Annotated in this window: 13 protein-coding genes; 3 read left to right on the forward strand and 10 right to left on the reverse strand. The window is 53.1% G+C overall.

The annotated features are described in order from the left end of the window. Window positions 1-124: 124 nt before the first annotated feature. From FJ147_05100 to FJ147_05125, 6 genes are all read right to left on the reverse strand, one after another. Complete coding sequence (locus FJ147_05100) at window positions 125-1,576, reverse strand: hypothetical protein (protein ID MBM4255256.1); 1,452 nt, start codon at window positions 1,574-1,576, stop codon at window positions 125-127. Then, window positions 1,573-2,283 carry a hypothetical protein gene (locus FJ147_05105; GenBank protein ID MBM4255257.1) on the reverse strand — a complete coding sequence of 237 codons (711 nt, stop codon included), beginning with the start codon at window positions 2,281-2,283 and terminating at the stop codon, window positions 1,573-1,575. The genes FJ147_05100 and FJ147_05105 overlap by 4 nt, the downstream gene beginning before the upstream one ends. Window positions 2,284-2,298: 15 nt before the next feature. Continuing rightward, window positions 2,299-5,196 (reverse strand): hypothetical protein, encoded by a 2,898-nt coding sequence (locus tag FJ147_05110; GenBank protein MBM4255258.1) that lies wholly within the window; start codon window positions 5,194-5,196, stop codon window positions 2,299-2,301. Between the two features lie 493 nt (window positions 5,197-5,689). After that, the gene (locus FJ147_05115; GenBank protein ID MBM4255259.1) at window positions 5,690-6,763 is read right to left on the reverse strand and encodes a hypothetical protein; all 1,074 of its coding nucleotides are present in this window, start codon (window positions 6,761-6,763) and stop codon (window positions 5,690-5,692) included. Window positions 6,764-7,085: 322 nt separating this feature from the next. Then, window positions 7,086-8,225, reverse strand: coding sequence for a hypothetical protein (locus FJ147_05120; GenBank protein ID MBM4255260.1), 1,140 nt, complete (start codon window positions 8,223-8,225; stop codon window positions 7,086-7,088). A 26-nt stretch (window positions 8,226-8,251) separates the two neighbouring features. Next, window positions 8,252-8,728, reverse strand: a complete 477-nt coding sequence (locus tag FJ147_05125) for a hypothetical protein (protein MBM4255261.1) — start codon at window positions 8,726-8,728, stop codon at window positions 8,252-8,254. A gap of 304 nt (window positions 8,729-9,032) precedes the next feature. Here FJ147_05125 and FJ147_05130 point away from each other — a divergent pair, with 304 nt between their 5' ends. Both FJ147_05130 and FJ147_05135 read left to right on the forward strand, forming a co-directional pair. Continuing rightward, window positions 9,033-9,854 (forward strand): septal ring lytic transglycosylase RlpA family protein, encoded by an 822-nt coding sequence (locus FJ147_05130; GenBank protein MBM4255262.1) that lies wholly within the window; start codon window positions 9,033-9,035, stop codon window positions 9,852-9,854. A gap of 119 nt (window positions 9,855-9,973) precedes the next feature. Beyond that, window positions 9,974-11,257, forward strand: a complete 1,284-nt coding sequence (locus FJ147_05135) for a hypothetical protein (GenBank protein ID MBM4255263.1) — start codon at window positions 9,974-9,976, stop codon at window positions 11,255-11,257. 50 nt (window positions 11,258-11,307) lie between these two features. Here the strand turns inward: FJ147_05135 and FJ147_05140 are convergent, their stop codons facing one another. Both FJ147_05140 and FJ147_05145 read right to left on the reverse strand, forming a co-directional pair. Then, window positions 11,308-11,628 carry a divalent-cation tolerance protein CutA gene (locus FJ147_05140; GenBank protein MBM4255264.1) on the reverse strand — a complete coding sequence of 107 codons (321 nt, stop codon included), beginning with the start codon at window positions 11,626-11,628 and terminating at the stop codon, window positions 11,308-11,310. Then, window positions 11,625-12,146: a hypothetical protein gene (locus FJ147_05145; protein ID MBM4255265.1), complete on the reverse strand. Its 522-nt coding sequence runs from the start codon at window positions 12,144-12,146 to the stop codon at window positions 11,625-11,627. The genes FJ147_05140 and FJ147_05145 overlap by 4 nt, the downstream gene beginning before the upstream one ends. A 277-nt stretch (window positions 12,147-12,423) precedes the next feature. Here FJ147_05145 and FJ147_05150 point away from each other — a divergent pair, with 277 nt between their 5' ends. Continuing rightward, a complete protein-coding gene (locus FJ147_05150; protein MBM4255266.1) occupies window positions 12,424-13,674 on the forward strand; it encodes a CinA family nicotinamide mononucleotide deamidase-related protein in 1,251 nt (416 codons plus the stop codon). Between the two features lie 187 nt (window positions 13,675-13,861). Here FJ147_05150 and FJ147_05155 read toward each other — a convergent pair whose 3' ends face one another. Further along, window positions 13,862-14,419 carry an RES domain-containing protein gene (locus tag FJ147_05155; protein ID MBM4255267.1) on the reverse strand — a complete coding sequence of 186 codons (558 nt, stop codon included), beginning with the start codon at window positions 14,417-14,419 and terminating at the stop codon, window positions 13,862-13,864. Then, window positions 14,416-14,949 carry a hypothetical protein gene (locus FJ147_05160; protein ID MBM4255268.1) on the reverse strand — a complete coding sequence of 178 codons (534 nt, stop codon included), beginning with the start codon at window positions 14,947-14,949 and terminating at the stop codon, window positions 14,416-14,418. The genes FJ147_05155 and FJ147_05160 overlap by 4 nt, the downstream gene beginning before the upstream one ends. Window positions 14,950-14,983 lie beyond the last annotated feature (34 nt).

The raw sequence follows: 14,983 nt of genomic DNA on the forward strand, positions 1-14,983 counted from the left end.
TCCACTACACCCGAAGTGATTCGAGACGCACTGGCGACGGTTTCTACCACACAAGTCCGGCAGTGGTGCCAGCAGCACCTGGGGCCGTCGCTCCAGGCCCAACGCCAACAGGCCTTCCGCCAGCTCACGCTAGCGGAAGAAAAGCAGGTCCACTTTCAACAGGCAGCGTGAGGCGTCTTTGCACCAGGCCAGGGCCAGTCTGGGGAGCGGGAAGTGGAGCGGCAGCATGCCGCCGTCCTTCGGTGTCATCGTAGTAGACCGTGAAAACGCCCTTCAGGAGATCCGCGCCTTGGTTCTCAATGCGGTATTGACTGGGATTAAACGGGTCTTGCGCCATGTGGATCTTGCCGCGAAAGAAGTAGTTGATTAGCCCGGCGCTGTAGCCCACCGCGCGCGGAATCAGAAACGTCCGGGCTTCGTCATAATTGTCGCGGTTGAGTGTATAAAGCTGACGTGTTGTGATTAACTGTCCGCTGTTTGGATCACGGTAAGTGAGCTCTGCATTGTAGGCATCTAAGTCAGCATTAAAGATGGAGTAGGTTGAGGTTTTGGGATTGAAGCGACTCAACTCGGGACGGTACCAATCCTCAACCCAGGTCTGTAGGAAAGTCATCACGCACGGGAGCGGTTGTCCGTCTGTGCCCTTGGGCAATTCGATGTCATAGGCTGTTTTGATCGTGGTGCACTCATCATTTTTATTTTCTTCCGCACTGCTTGCTCCAACTAAGGACGGCGACGGAAGTGCATTGGTAGGAACGCGATCGAAGTTTGTACCAGCCGTGACGAACCCACGGTTGGCATACTCGGCAATACCCAGTCCATTATCGGTGTCCCAGAAGCGGCGCGGCGTAACAAAGGTGGTAGGATCTTCGGCCCCAAAAACTGGTGGATACTCGTCGCCAACAATCACGTCTATGTTTACCGACTGCGTCAAGCGTTCATACAAACTTGGATATTCGAAGGGGAAATTTCCATGTGGTGAGATCTTGAGATGGTTATCGAGCCGAGAATGTTGGGGTTGTGCCATATCCTGGAGATGGTGGATCACTTGCCCTAAGCCTTGGAACGTGCGGCCCCACATACGTTCCCGTGCGTCTTTGTCTGATTGCGTCAGTGCTTTCAAGAAGAAGTCTCTTGTGTCGGCATAGGAATCATTCTGCTCCCAAAAACCCAAGATGGTACGTGGTCCATGGTCTTCTAATGCCCAATCGGGAGAAGGGAATCCCGCTGGGGAAATTGCCTCTCCTGTCACCGGACTGTAGAAATGACCTAACGCTCGAGTGCCCTCGTCTTCAAAGACAGAGCCGTCACCAACCAAGCCAATAATATCGGTACAGTCCTTTGGAATGTGACAGTCACCTCTATAGTTGGGGAACTTTTGGTTTTGCTTTCTGTCATCAAGATTCAACTCGGGTTGCAGTCCGAGCGCCTGTCGAAGGGTCGCATCTTGACCAATGATGGACAGTTTTACTGCCTTCTCAGACATTAGCCGATGACTTGTGACTTCATACGCAAAGGCAACTGATAGTGACATGAGTAGATATAAAGGGAAAAGCAACAAAGAAAAAGACTTCATGGCATGTAACTCCGAAGAAATTCTACTATTGATCCACATTGCTGCACGTCGGCCGAGCCCGACCCTTGCAAGAATAATAGATAAGAGTGTTCTCTTTTAGGGTCTTGCGGGGCTCCCTTTGCTTCACGTGAACGAGAGACATGCTGATCAAGGGCCACCAGCATGCGAGGAATTTTTTTCCATTGGCAGATCCCTTTTTCGTCAAAGGCAAAGCTGAGGCGGATTTCCAAATCTCTTAGGGAATATTCTTTCTCGTTGACAACTTTCTTGAGTTTGATCGTTTTCTTGTTCCACTCCGAACGACGCACCGGAGCAACGTTGACCTTAGATGTCGCTCGATTTGACAGGTTCTTGTATTCATAACCACTCTTAAACAGCAGTAACTCAGGATCGTAATTATGAAGAAACCCTTCTGTTGGACGTGGCTCTGGCCCCCATGCCTGGAACTGAAAGCGCCCTTGCGCATCGGTCACCGCCTCCAAGATCATGAGTTGACCGATTGTGTCTGGATGCAATCCGCCCATTAGTTCCCAATGCGCTACCACAACCGCACCTTCGATCGGCTTACCGGTGTCTTCATCGACCACCCACGCTTCAATCGCTTCGGCAGAGTACGTGGGAGGCGGGATGAACTCTTCCGCTTCGACCCGCATCGCGGCAACACACCACATAAAACTCAGAATAAATGTCCTGACGTGTTTGTTCATAGTTGATTTTCCTTCTTACATGGAATCAAGCCGCCACACGCCATCGTAGTCTTTGAGGAAGTAGATGTAGAACAAGTGGCTCTTCCCGTTGATGACATGGATGATGACATACTCCCCTACGTCGCTGCCCACCGACCTCCGCGCGGGAGGCGAATACGAGGCCACAATCGCTGCCATGTGCGGCAGCAACACATCGAAAACAGGGCCATATTTCTCTTGCGCACCAGCCGTGAGATACGTGAGCGCGGTCCCTTTGTCTCCCGCGATCAGCGCCGCGTTCATGCCGTTCCACATATTCTTGAACATCGCATCCATGCTGGCGGTATCGTGGACGACAATCGCCACTTGCGCTTCGGAGATAGTGCCGTTGTGGTCGGTTAGGTGTAGGCGCGCGAGGTTTACCCCTGGCGTCGTATAGGTATGTTGTAAGGCGGAGGCAGTGTCGGAGGTGAAAAAGTCAAATATCCCATCGCCGTCGAAATCTAACTGTAAGCTCTGAATGGGAATCGTCGAACCAAACTGATAGGTGAAGGTTACAGCCAGTGGGGCAATGCCGCTTGTCGGTGAAGCCGTCACTTCCAAGAGACTCGGGGCTGCATCGCTGTTGACCGTCACTTGCGCTTGCACACTTTGTCCACCGAACGGGGTGGCAATTGCGGTGATGATGTTTTGCCCAGAAACGAGGGCAACGTTGTCGGCAACGAAGAGGCCGTTGTAGATCAACGCGACGACATCGTTCACCGTGACTCCCGTATTGAGCGGTCCTTGCACGGTGCCGGTGACGCGGACCCGGTTACCCGGTATCGAAGCGCCTGGTGCTGGCGAGGTAATCGCAATCTGAAGAGCAGCCGCGACTTGGAGGGTACGGATGGGGCTGATATTTCCTGAAGAATCACTGACCGTGAGTGATAGACTATCATTGGCCTGCACGCCAATCTGTGTTGCGAAACTGCCATCAGCATTGGCAGTCACGCTGACAGTTTCATTCGTGCGCGAATTGCTGATCGTGACCGTGCCTCCGCCTTCAACACTGCCCGCTGTACCAGTAATGGTCACTTGCCCATTGGTGATCGAGCCGACGGTGATTTTGCCCAAATCAGCAGGCGGTGGCGGTGTCGTGTCCGGTACAGTAATCGAGACGGTATCAGGATCGCTGTCCAGTTGGCCGTCATTAACGATCAGTTGTAGGACGTACGTCCCAGCGAGGTCGGGGGTGAAGGTCGGATTGACAAGGCTCTCGTTGGAGAGCGTGGCAGTGCTGCCCTCGGGCTTAGCGGTGAACGACCAGAAGTAAGTCAGTGGGTTGTTATCGACATCCAGCGAGCCACTGCCATTGAGTTGCACGGCGGTTCCAGTCTGCCCTGTCTGGTCTGGTCCCGCATCCGCCACGGGTTTGGAATTCTGCGTGGTGACGGTCACCGTGTCGGGCTCACTATCAAGTTGCCCATCGTTGACGATCAGTTGGCCAGTGTAGGTGCCGGGTTTGTCGAGCACGAAGCTCGGTGTGACCGTGGTGGGATTTCGTAATGTGGTCGTACTGTCGCTCGGTTTGGTGGTCAGGCTCCACTGATAGGTAACCGCATCGCCATCAGGATCACTGGAGAGGGTGCCATCCAATGTGACGGTTGCGCCAACAACCCCGTGCCTGTCATCACCGGCATTGGCTGTGGGTCTGACGTTGAGCGTGCTGATGGTGACCGTGTCCGGCTCACTGTGCAGGGTGCCATCATGGACAATGAGTTGCGCGGTGTAGGTTCCCGGTTTATCGAGAAGAAAAGTGGGAGTGACTGCGGTAGGATCGCTCAGAGTGGCAGTGCTCGTCATTGGCTTGGTGGTAATTGCCCATTGATAAGTCAACGTATCGCCATCGACATCACTCGATTGACTGCCGTTCAAGGTGATGGTCGTGCCCACTGTGCCACTCTGATCGGCTCCGGCATTCGCCACCGGTTTGGAGTTGACCGTGCTGATGGCGACGGTATCTGGGCTACTCGCCACCGTGCCATCATGGACAATCAGCTGCACGACATAGGTGCCGGGTTTGTCAATCGTGAATTGGGGCGTGACACTCGTCGGATTGGTCAGCGTCGCGGTGCTGGTGGCGGGTTTGCTACTGAAGCTCCACTGATAGGTCAGTGGATTGCCATCGACATCACTCGACTGACCACCATCGAGGTGCATGACTGTGCCGACCGTACCACTCTGGTCGGCTCCTGCCTCTGCGACCGGTGCCGAATTGGTCGTCGAGACAACCACAATATCAGCCGTGCTGGTGAGATTGCCATCGGACACGACAAGCTGAATCTGGTAGGTGCCTGCGACATCAAGGACAAACGTCGGTAGCGCTGTTGTCGCACCGCTCAGGGTCGCGTTGCTGGTAGCGGGTTTGTTGGTTAAGGTCCACTGGAACGTTAAGGCATCGCCATCGGGGTCACTTGATCCGGTGCCATCAAGGTGCACGGTGCTGCCGATGGGTTGGGTTTGGTCGGGTCCGGCATTGGCGGTGGGTGCCTGATTAGGTGGCAGCGTTTCACAAGTAGTGTTCGTCTCGCCATTGCGGCAGGTGTCGGTCCCGGCGCCACCCGTGAGGCTATCCGTCCCAGGGCCGCCATCGAGAACGTCATTGCCGTTGTCTGCTGTCAGGATGTCATTGCCAAACCCACCCAGCAGCGTGTCCTCCCCGTTTTGGCCGATGAGCGTATCATTGCCTTCACCACCTTCGAGCCGATCATTGCCGTTGCCGCCATTGATGCTGTCGTTGCCAGTGCCTGTACAGATAGTGTCGTGCCCATTACCAGCATTGACGGTGTAATTGAACGCTCCGGTCCCGACAATGACATCATCGCCATTGGTGCTAGTCAGCGTCCCGCCACTGGTGCCGATGATGGTGGCCACCTTGCCGTTGCAGGTCACGGTTTGTGCTGTAGCAAATAAAGGAAAACAGAGTGTGAGCACGGAGGAGAGAGCGGCTAAGAGAAAAATAACAACGAGTGATTTTTAGGGGGAGTAGAAATTTTACCAACCAGATACGGCGCGCGGGCATCTGCCATGAGACGATCTCCTTGAGTCTTGGCCGCAGCTCGGCTGCGGTAGGGTTGCATTCACACGCTTCGTTCTTTTGGGGGGACAGAGGTAGGTATTAAAGTCGAAAGTGCCCCGAGTCAAGGGTTTTGCTGGAGTATTGTCCGGGCATGTCCGAGGTTTACGTATGTATTGTCAGGGTATTTGCTATTACTAGGCAGGGAAATTGCTAATTCAACGGCATTGCAAGCGCGCGCCGTAGTCCTCTGAGCCACGCGAAGGGGAGATCCTCGGTGCTTGAAAACAAGGACTACTTCGTCGCTTGCGGCTTCTCGCAATGACAGGGTACTTAGGAGTAGGATGGGTCATTCCCCACTCTACGATACTAAAATATCCCGAACTGTTTGAGATATTGTGGCAACCGACTTCGTTGTCTTCGCTCGCTGAGACCAGCGTGCTCGCAGCGCTCAAGATATTCTTGCGCGGTTTGCGACAGAAACTGCGCAAGCTGTTGGCTGCCTTGCTGTAGTTGAGCGGGTGCAGTACCGCCGCCAGTAAGGATGATGAGCGGCTCGAGATATTCCTCACTGCCCAGAAGCCCTAACAAGCAGTGCTCTGCAGTATCGAGATAACTGTGTAACGCTGCCTCTTGATGCGGGAGATGAGTAATATGGTAGCGGAGGTGGCCACTGCCGTAGCTCACAAGCCGTGCAGCGTCTTGCATGACGAGAGTGAAAAGTTTGCGGTCTGCTGCAGACGGTGCCACTGCGGCGACTTGGCGATATACGCTGAGCAGGAAACTGCCGAGCATGAGGTTGCCGCCCAGCGAGGTTTCTGGGTATGTCTCAGCACTGAGAATTTCTTTTAGCGCTTGTTCGGCAGCGACACTGGCGCGTTTGAGTCCTTGTCCTCCATGCAACGCGCGTTTACGGAAAGCCTCAATGTGACGGGCTTGGTCAAGAATCTGGGCGCAAAGATAGCTTTTGAGTTCGAGAAATTCTTGGTTGATCGAATAGATCCAACGTGAAGACACACTCATGGCCACCGTAGCGCATTCCTGCAAGAACGTGCAGAGCTGTGCTATTGCGGCTTCGAGCGCATCAGGAAGTGGTGTGGTACTCAGCTCATCCCATGCAATATCAACCGCTGGTGCCCAACGTCGGGTCTTGGCTTCTTCGTATAACGCCACGACATTATCCGACCACACCTTGCTTTTGCGATTGATGGTGTAGCCGAGGTCAGGCAGCTTTCCCCATAACTCCGAACCACGTGGGGCCATGCTGTAGTTGTTACGAATGACCTCCGGCATGCGGTCATAGCCATACGAGCCGACATTACAGTCTTCGTAGGTTAACCCACGATTGGCATCTTTGGGAAAGAGACGGACATGTTCAGTGTTGGCGTTGTACCAACGCAGCGTCAGGTCACCTTGCATGACCTTCTGGACCATAGTGAACATGTCGACGTCTTCGAAGAAGTCTTTTTCTAAGTAATATGCCATACAAAAGGGGACTGGGGGTTAGGGGCTAGGGGCTGGTCAAAAAATAAGAGCGCCTTCCGTCTAGTAGTCAGTCATGTTGATTCTGAGGGGTGGACTTGGTGGCGTCATTCCCGCGGAAGCGGGAATCCAGGAAGGTTAAGTCGTGGCCCCTGCTTGAAGATCCTGAATGCCCGCCTGCGCGGGCATGACGAAATCGACCGCGCAAACTCAGTGTGACTGACTACTAGTTCTAGGCCCTCTTTATTTTTGCTTTTTGCCTTTTGGTTTTTCTCATTCGCGCTTACGCAATCACTCCTGCCTCCTGCAACGACGCCCGAGTCAGTTCCATCGCTCGATGCAGCTTGCTGGTCTTGCGCCGTTCGCCTAAGCCGCATTTATCAAGCCGCTCGAAGTATTCTTCCATCTGCTTTAACTGGAACATGGCTGTGATACGTGCGCCTTGTTCGATGTTTTCTTTCTTCAGTCCTTTGCCAGCAAGGATGATGAACGGTTCAGTGACTTCGAGTGCATTACCACCACCAAAGAGCATGTTCTCTGCTTCATCAAGGTGTTTGTGGATGACTTCACGCTTTTCTGGAAAGTGGCGCATGACCCACTTCAGATGTTGTACGCCATAACCAACATGCCGTGCCTCATCTTGCATGACGAGGCGGAACATCTTTTTGTCGGCTTCAGTTGGTGAAATGTATTCGCTGAAACGGAAGAGTGTGAGGACAAAGCCTTCACCGATGAGATGTAAGGAGAGCGACATTTCAGCGAACGAATCGGAATCGCGAATTTGCTTAAGGCTGATTTCGTTCTGCGGACTGGCCTTCATGAGGCCGTAACCCGTGGTGAGGGCGCGTTTGCGAAACACTTCTGCATGCCGTGCTTCATCCATGACCTGCGTGGCCATGAAGTTCTTCACTTCGGTGAAGTTGTTGTTGAGTTTGCCCATCCACTCGGCGGGGACATCCGTAGCGATCATTTCGACTTCAGTGAGAAAGGTGAGCAATTGGGCGTAGGCGCGACTGATTTCATCGGGCAATTCGGCTTTGGCGAGATCGTTCCATGGTACATCGAGCGTGGCGTTCCACTGCCGGGTCATGGCCTCTTCGTAGTACCCTTCGGTGTTATGCGCCCAGACTTCGCCTTTTTGGCTAACGGCGGGTTGTAAATCTGGGAGTCCTGTGGGCAATTCGGCGCCTCGCGGAGCAAAGCTACGATTGAGGCGTTCAAACTCTGGCTGATTGGTAAATCCGTACGACCCTTTGTCGAGATCACGGAACGTGAGTCCACGGCGAGGGTTCTCTGGGGTCGCCGTGACTTTTTCGGTTTTGGCATTCATCCAGGAAAGATCAAGATCACCTTTGAGGTTCCGTTTCCAACGATCAAGAAAGTTCTTATCCTCAAAAAAATCGATCGTGCTGAGATATGCCATATGCTGCTCCTATGATGCTGAGCGAGTTATACAGAAGTCAGTTGTTGTTGCCCTACGCCAGGGATGAAGCCGAGGTCCAGCGTATGGGTGAGATCAAAGAATTGCTGAATACTCTCCTGAAACCGGAAGAATTTGTCACGATTATCGGGATCATCGTACTCCATCTTCAAACGTTCCCCAAAGTGGGTCAACGTGTTGAGCGAATGGATCACGTCTGCACCTTTATTACGGTGGATATTGGCGAGCATCTCGCTCCACGCGGTGAGGTCGCCTTTGAGCACGAAATCGATTGCCGTGAGATCAAAAGAGTGAACTTCACTGACTTCTCGGCAATCACATACTTCAAAGGCTAAGAGATAGCGCCATTCTTGACCGTTAGGGCCAAGGATGTGTATCCCGAATGTCGTGTCTATGAATCCCAAGCGACGGAACCGCGCCTCCTCCTGTCGCATCATACTTTGTAACGCCTGAAAAAAAGAGAGAGAAGGAAACGGTATACTCATGATCACTGCCTATAGTTGGCCATTTTCGTGAGAGCGCGCTGACATTGGCGCGAGTAGACTGAATCTTTGTTCACTCATCAACTTGGTCACTCTACTCCACACGGAGCAAGAGTCAACTCTAGAAGGGGGAGGTTGGTAGGGCGATGATGTGCAGGTAACAGCGAGTGTCATTGCCTGTGAGGAGAAACGGCTTTCAGTTCCCCTCTCTATGCGTATATTGTGTTTTATTTTTTCTCAAAATAGATGAAAAAAAGAAACAAGGGCCCCTTGCCCATTTGGGCACGGGCAGATATATGCGCCCCCTATGGTGGTACGAGGTTACTGGCTGGCCGGGGCCTTTGTGGCCCTCTCGCTAGGAGGGTGTGGCGGGATGCAGCAGTCGCAACGCGCTACTCTCCTGAATGTCGTTCCTTCTCATTCTTTCCCTTCGCTTTCGTTACCGAAGGTGTCCTTTCCTTCTCTTCCATTGCGGTCTCCTTCGCGTGAGAAAAGAGAAACCGTGAAAGTCGAAGATGAAGGTTTACCCGTGATTATTCCTCAAGATGAGAAGGCAATCCAAACCGGCATCGCATCTTGGTACGGTCCAGGATTTCACGGGAGGCGTACCGCGAATGGCGAAGTGTACAATCAGCACGCACTGACGGCTGCCCATCGCACTTTGCCTATGGGGACTCGGGCAGTCGTGACGAATGTCGCTACTGGAGAGTCGGTCGAGGTGCGTATTAATGACCGCGGACCGTACAAATATGGTCGAGTGATTGACCTCTCTTCTGAGGCTGCTCGACGTATTGGGATGTGGGCAAGTGGCACTGCACCGGTGCGGGTTGAGGTCCTCAATCCCGGTGGGATTCTTCCAGCAGAAAAACTCGTCATTCCTTCCGCCTATGCTGTTTTGTTGGCGTCCTCAACCGACTCAGAGGAAGTGGCGTCTTTCATGAGCCGGGTGAGTCAACAGCAACCAGATGTGTACTTAAGCATGCTCTCCTCGGGAATGCTTCAATACTATCAGCTTCGCCTTGGCCCGTTCCGCTCTCGCGGAGAGGCGGTGAGGCGTGCCCGAGAGTTGACGAAAAATGGAGTGCAGGCTTTGGTCGTTGCTGAGGATGACCTTCGCGTTGAACGATAACTGAGGGGCGGTGTCCCAATCTGCGACATGATACGGTTGCGTCGTCAATGCTTCTCGACGCTCCGTTAAAATAAGAGTAATATAACAAAATTGTACACCAGCAGCGTGGAGGGTGAGGAATGAAGGACCAGGACGATCTTACGGGTAGTGCCCACTCCCTGACGGGCAATCCTCCTGTTCATACTGTGAATTTGCGTGGACCAGATGGTGAGCGTCGACTCCCTGCCGATATCGTCAGAGAGGACCTCTTGCCGCTTGCAACTACTGCTTGGGTGATGTTTCAAGGCGAAGACCTTGGCGATCCTCCTGCGTACGCTATTGACCTCTTGCGTCGTTTAGAGCCGCTGCAGTATCGGTGGGTTGCGCCGGTTGGGCCTGCCTTTTTGCAAAACTCTACTCTTGTTGATCTGGCTGGGAAGAGCGGTTGTCGTGCACTTGTGCTCGATGGAGGAAAACTCTCAGCTCAATACCTCACTACCGAATCTGCGGTGACTCCAGAATCGTTACACCAGCTTGTTTCGCCGTTACGAGCCTTAGCTTCTCAGGGCGTGCCAACGATTGTTCACTTTGTCTTTGGTTATGACAGTGACGATGAAGGTGTTTTCGAGCGGACTGTGCGATTTTGTCTCGATGCACGGATTGGACTGCCGTACTTTTCGTTGTTGACTCCAGTCGAAGGCACTTCGCTGTTTACTACACTTGAATGTGAGGAGAGGCTCTTACAGAAGAGTCGCTCGCATTATGATGGAGCGCATGCTGTTTTTCGTCCACGATTGATGACTCCTGAAGCATTAGAGAATGGCCTGCATTGGGTGCAGCAACAGGTGTATAGTCGAGAGGCGATTTGGAAACGGACCTTCGCCTGGAAAGGTGCGGCAATTCGTAATCTTCTGGCGAACTATGAGCAGCGTCAGCAATTGGCTCATGCGCCACGTGGGACCTATACCCCAGCGATGCAGCTTCTGCGGCAACTCTCGCAACCGATTCCAGTACAAGAACAAGCCTCCTTTGTATCGACCTTGAAGGATGCGGTTGGTGAGACTCGTCGCCAGGTGTGCGGTGCACTGCTACGGACACGGGCGATTCGCAACGAGCCCCTCAAAGCGTTAACCCTCTGTCTTGAAGGCGTCCTGGATACCGGTGGTGCCAATGAAGTGCTCCAACGTATTCACCAAGCGTTACGTGCTGGCCATCAAAAGATCGTGCTTGACCTCAAAGGTCTTGAGCATATCTCCCCCACAGTGGTCACCAATTTTCTCGAAGAAAATGCGCAAGCGCTTGTGGCATTGCGCGATCGCGTGACCTTCCGACATCTGCGCAGTGTGCTTGATGCCGTGAAGACGAATCTGGGTGGAGTACTGCCAAACGCGGAGTTGTTTGACCTGGTGCCTGAAGAGGCCTAAAGATCTGTGCACATAATGTGTAGGGGCGACTGGCCGGTCGCCCCTACTTTTCAACTCGCGGTCTCGCCTCGTATCCATCCCACATACTTCTCCGACCCCTCTACTATTGGCAGCGCGATAACCTCCGGCACTTGATAAGAGTGGAGCGTGCGTACATGTGCGTCGACGGCGGCAAAGTGTGAGTGCTGTGTTTTAATGACTAACAACCATTCATGATCATCTTGCACTTTCCCTTCCCAGCGATAAATCGAGCGGATGGGATTAACGATGTTCACACAAGCGGCGAGCCATTCTTCGACGAGGGTCTGTGCAATTTTTTCGGCTTCGCTTTCTGAACCGGCGGTGACGAGAATAAGAATGGCATCGGTCATGGTGCACCTGTTTCGAGTTCTTGGACGGCGGCATCAAAGTCGGGGTCCATCTCTGCTGTGAGTAACGGCTTCGATACTTCCTGCGCGATGGTGATGAGCTGCGTTTGCCATCGCTCGAACCTTTGCGGATCGTACGGAATGCTGACTGTGTAATGTTCCTGACAATCTTCGCTTAAGAAGATGACGGATAACGTGTCTCGCTGTGAGAGTTTGCGCAGGATCTCACTATCCGCGGCTTGACGTGGGTTGAGATAAAAGACCCCGGTTTGTGGCGGGCCGCCCGGAGAGGGAAGCCGATAGGTGACCAGTACGATCCATATCCCCTGCGAACTCTGCCAAGCGGTGACATCTAAGGTGAGTGGTGGACGTTGCTCAAAGAAAAAGTCGAGCACCTCAACGCGACTGACCAACGCCAAGTCCTCAGTACCATCGCGGTCAATGAACCGAGCCGAGTAGAGCGGTTCTTCGCGTAACAGCATCCAACTCTCTTTGTTAATCGATATGCCAGTGGGAGTCATAGCTCTGTTTCTTTCCTTCCTGATTGACCTGTGAAAGTGTATACAGCATACATGCAAAAGATAGGAGGTTGCGATGGATTTCTCCCATACGGTTATTGTTGCTTTATTAGTTACCTTGGGTATTTCGCAAGCTGTTTCATTTGCAATCCAGGCACGCATCCTGCAAAAAATTCACGATGATAATAACGAGATGTGAGCGACCGTGAAGACGACCCTTGACGCGGCAGTTGCTATTCTCCAGCGTTTGAATGCAAAGGGATAAGAAGGGGACACAGGTATGGCTACGGCGGAAATTGTGGCAATCGGTTCTGAACTGTTACTGGGGCAAATCGTTGACACCAACTCCACCTGGATGGCGCAACAGCTCACCTCACTTGGGGTGAATATGTATTATAAGTCGGTGGTAGGCGATAACCCCGAACGGATGAGAGAAGTCTTGAGCCGCGCGCTCGAACGGGCGGATTTCGTCATTACCAGTGGTGGTCTCGGTCCCACACAAGACGATCTCACGCGCGAAGTTGTTGCTGAAGTCACTAGTCGTAAACTCATTCTCCATCAACCGTTCCTTGAGCAGATCCAGCATCGCTTTCGCAGTCGCGGTTTCATCATGACGCCGAACAATGAACGCCAGGCCTACATGCCAGAAGGCGCGATTCCTGTGACCAACCCCAACGGCACGGCGCCGTCGTTTGTCGTCGAAGATCCACGTGGTTCAATCTTCGTGCTTCCCGGTGTTCCATTTGAATTGAAGTGGTTGTTCGAGAACGAAGTCGCACCGTATCTACGTCGTAAATTCTCGCTCAATGAAATTATTACGTATCGTGTCCTCAAGGTGGCCGAGTTGGGCGAAAGCCGTGTCGATGATTTAATGGGGCACTTCATTGCCAACTCGAAGAACCCCACAGTGGGCGTGCTCGCTCATCCTGGACAAGTCGACATCCGCATCGCTGCCAAAGCGCCATCGAAAGAAGAGGCGATGAAACTGATCGCCCCGGTCGAAGCCGAAATGCGCCAAATCATAGGCAAGCATATCTTCGCGGTTGATGATGAAACGATAGAGCAGACGGTTGGCAATCTTCTACGCGAGAAAAAGAAGACGATTGCCGTCTGTGAAGATCTCACTGGTGGAATGGTCACCGATCGTTTGCAAGAAGCTGACCGCGAACGCTTCTTTGAAGGCATCATTTATAATGGGCAAACGTCACTGCGTCGTTTACTCACGCACTCGCGGCAAGCAAATCGCATCGATGAACTGCTCCGTGATCCACAGAAGTTAGCTGATGAACTCGCTTGGGCAGTACGAGAACAAGCGGGAAGCGATCTTGGCTTAGCAGTGTACTCACTCCCAGATCTCACAGACCAATCGCAAAACCTCGCTCGTGGGCAAACATTCCTCTCCATCACCGATGGGAAAGGTTTCAAGACCCGCCAGTATCAAATGGCAGGTCGCGGTCGTCCCGACCGCACCCGCATGAGCTTCAACGCCATGGCACTGGTGCGATTAGCGTTGATGGAAGGGATAGAGTAGGGCATGACGAGATAGAACTGTTCCAGTCCCTTCTCCCCTCGGGGGAGAAGGTTAGGATGAGGGGGATAAGGAAACACAACCCCTAAACCCGAGTTAGATGCGGCACGATGAGCACTATCATGTCGATTTCGTCGTGCTGCAGAGTGCTCTTTTGACTCTGTTCTGACTTCAGGAGCAATAACAATCCTTAGCGAGGGGTATTCTTCTTCTTGCGAGAGGGAGAAAAATGTCGAACCTTTGGTAACAGATCCTCCCCTGGTCGCCCTTCTCGCGTAGCTATCCAACCAACCAGGTCGGGCCGACTTCCAAACAGAACAATGACTTTGCCGTCACGTGGTGATCCAGGTTGTAACCCACCATCGACGCGCCATCCTCGTGCTGCACCGGGCAGCAAAGCAGCAGAAGGAGCTTCCACTCTGGTTATTCCTTGTTGTCGATGCCGACGGGCTTCTTCTTGGCAGGCGGGGTACGTTCCTGGTCCTCCAGTAAGGATTTCGGTAGGGAGGGTTGGAATATGCGCAGGATCATTATCTAGTTCTACAGCCCAGAGTGAGCGTCGGATGGTCAGCAAATCGTCAGGATCGGTAACCTCCTCATGACGCAAAAGCTCAGCCCATGCCCCATCTGGGGTATCACACAAATAGTGAACAGGTCCTTCTCCTTCTGCGTGCCAGCGGCCAGCGGGTTGGGAGGCATCTTCCCAGAGGAAGGGGAATCGTGGATCAGTGTGACGAAAGCCGATCATGTTACAGAGAAGGAGGTCAGTGAACGGGCGAGTTGTCGTACCTGCAACGGACCGGGGTCCTCAGGGTTCCATTCCTTGACGAGCACATCGGCTGGCGAACGATTCCCCAGCGCAGTTCGCTTGCGTATAAACCAACGCCGAATGCCGATGTCGTTGTACGCGCCAGCTAAATCGCCGGTAATCAAGGCAAGGAAATGCAAACGCGCAGCAATATCATCTGGTGTCGGGCGAGTACCGGTATGATACCGGCGCAAGCTCGATGGTGAGATGTGTAGGAGTTGTCCAAGAAGGTCAGCGCCAAGCGTAGCGACGAGGCCCGGCCACTCATATTGAGGCACAGGAGATTCATCAAGGACATCGTTGAGCTTTTGTAAAACCGCTGAGAGCTGTTTCGGGCTGCGATCTTTTTGCATTGTGAAGTCTGCGACAAGTCCCTGGCCGATACCCGCTCGTGATATTTGCTTGATCACACGTTGAAGGACCGGAATATCCAGCGTGTCGATGACTTCATTTGGGGGAAGGAGTCCCATTGCACCAGCGCGGGTAACGGTTGTGACCGCTCGA

It is taken from the genome of Deltaproteobacteria bacterium (assembly GCA_016874775.1).
Classification (GTDB): domain Bacteria; phylum Desulfobacterota; class Binatia; order Bin18; family Bin18; genus VGTJ01.

Coding starts and splice junctions, on each gene's coding strand:
- FJ147_05125 (MBM4255261.1), bottom strand. CDS start 8,728: ATGAGTATACCGTTTCCTTCTCTCTCTTTTTTTCAGGCGTTACAAAGT.
- FJ147_05155 (MBM4255267.1), bottom strand. CDS start 14,419: ATGATCGGCTTTCGTCACACTGATCCACGATTCCCCTTCCTCTGGGAA.
- FJ147_05135 (MBM4255263.1), top strand. CDS start 9,974: ATGAAGGACCAGGACGATCTTACGGGTAGTGCCCACTCCCTGACGGGC.
- FJ147_05140 (MBM4255264.1), bottom strand. CDS start 11,628: ATGACCGATGCCATTCTTATTCTCGTCACCGCCGGTTCAGAAAGCGAA.
- FJ147_05105 (MBM4255257.1), bottom strand. CDS start 2,283: ATGAACAAACACGTCAGGACATTTATTCTGAGTTTTATGTGGTGTGTT.
- FJ147_05130 (MBM4255262.1), top strand. CDS start 9,033: ATGGTGGTACGAGGTTACTGGCTGGCCGGGGCCTTTGTGGCCCTCTCG.
- FJ147_05160 (MBM4255268.1), bottom strand. CDS start 14,949: ATGGGACTCCTTCCCCCAAATGAAGTCATCGACACGCTGGATATTCCG.
- FJ147_05120 (MBM4255260.1), bottom strand. CDS start 8,225: ATGGCATATCTCAGCACGATCGATTTTTTTGAGGATAAGAACTTTCTT.
- FJ147_05150 (MBM4255266.1), top strand. CDS start 12,424: ATGGCTACGGCGGAAATTGTGGCAATCGGTTCTGAACTGTTACTGGGG.
- FJ147_05100 (MBM4255256.1), bottom strand. CDS start 1,576: ATGAAGTCTTTTTCTTTGTTGCTTTTCCCTTTATATCTACTCATGTCA.
- FJ147_05145 (MBM4255265.1), bottom strand. CDS start 12,146: ATGACTCCCACTGGCATATCGATTAACAAAGAGAGTTGGATGCTGTTA.
- FJ147_05115 (MBM4255259.1), bottom strand. CDS start 6,763: ATGTTCACTATGGTCCAGAAGGTCATGCAAGGTGACCTGACGCTGCGT.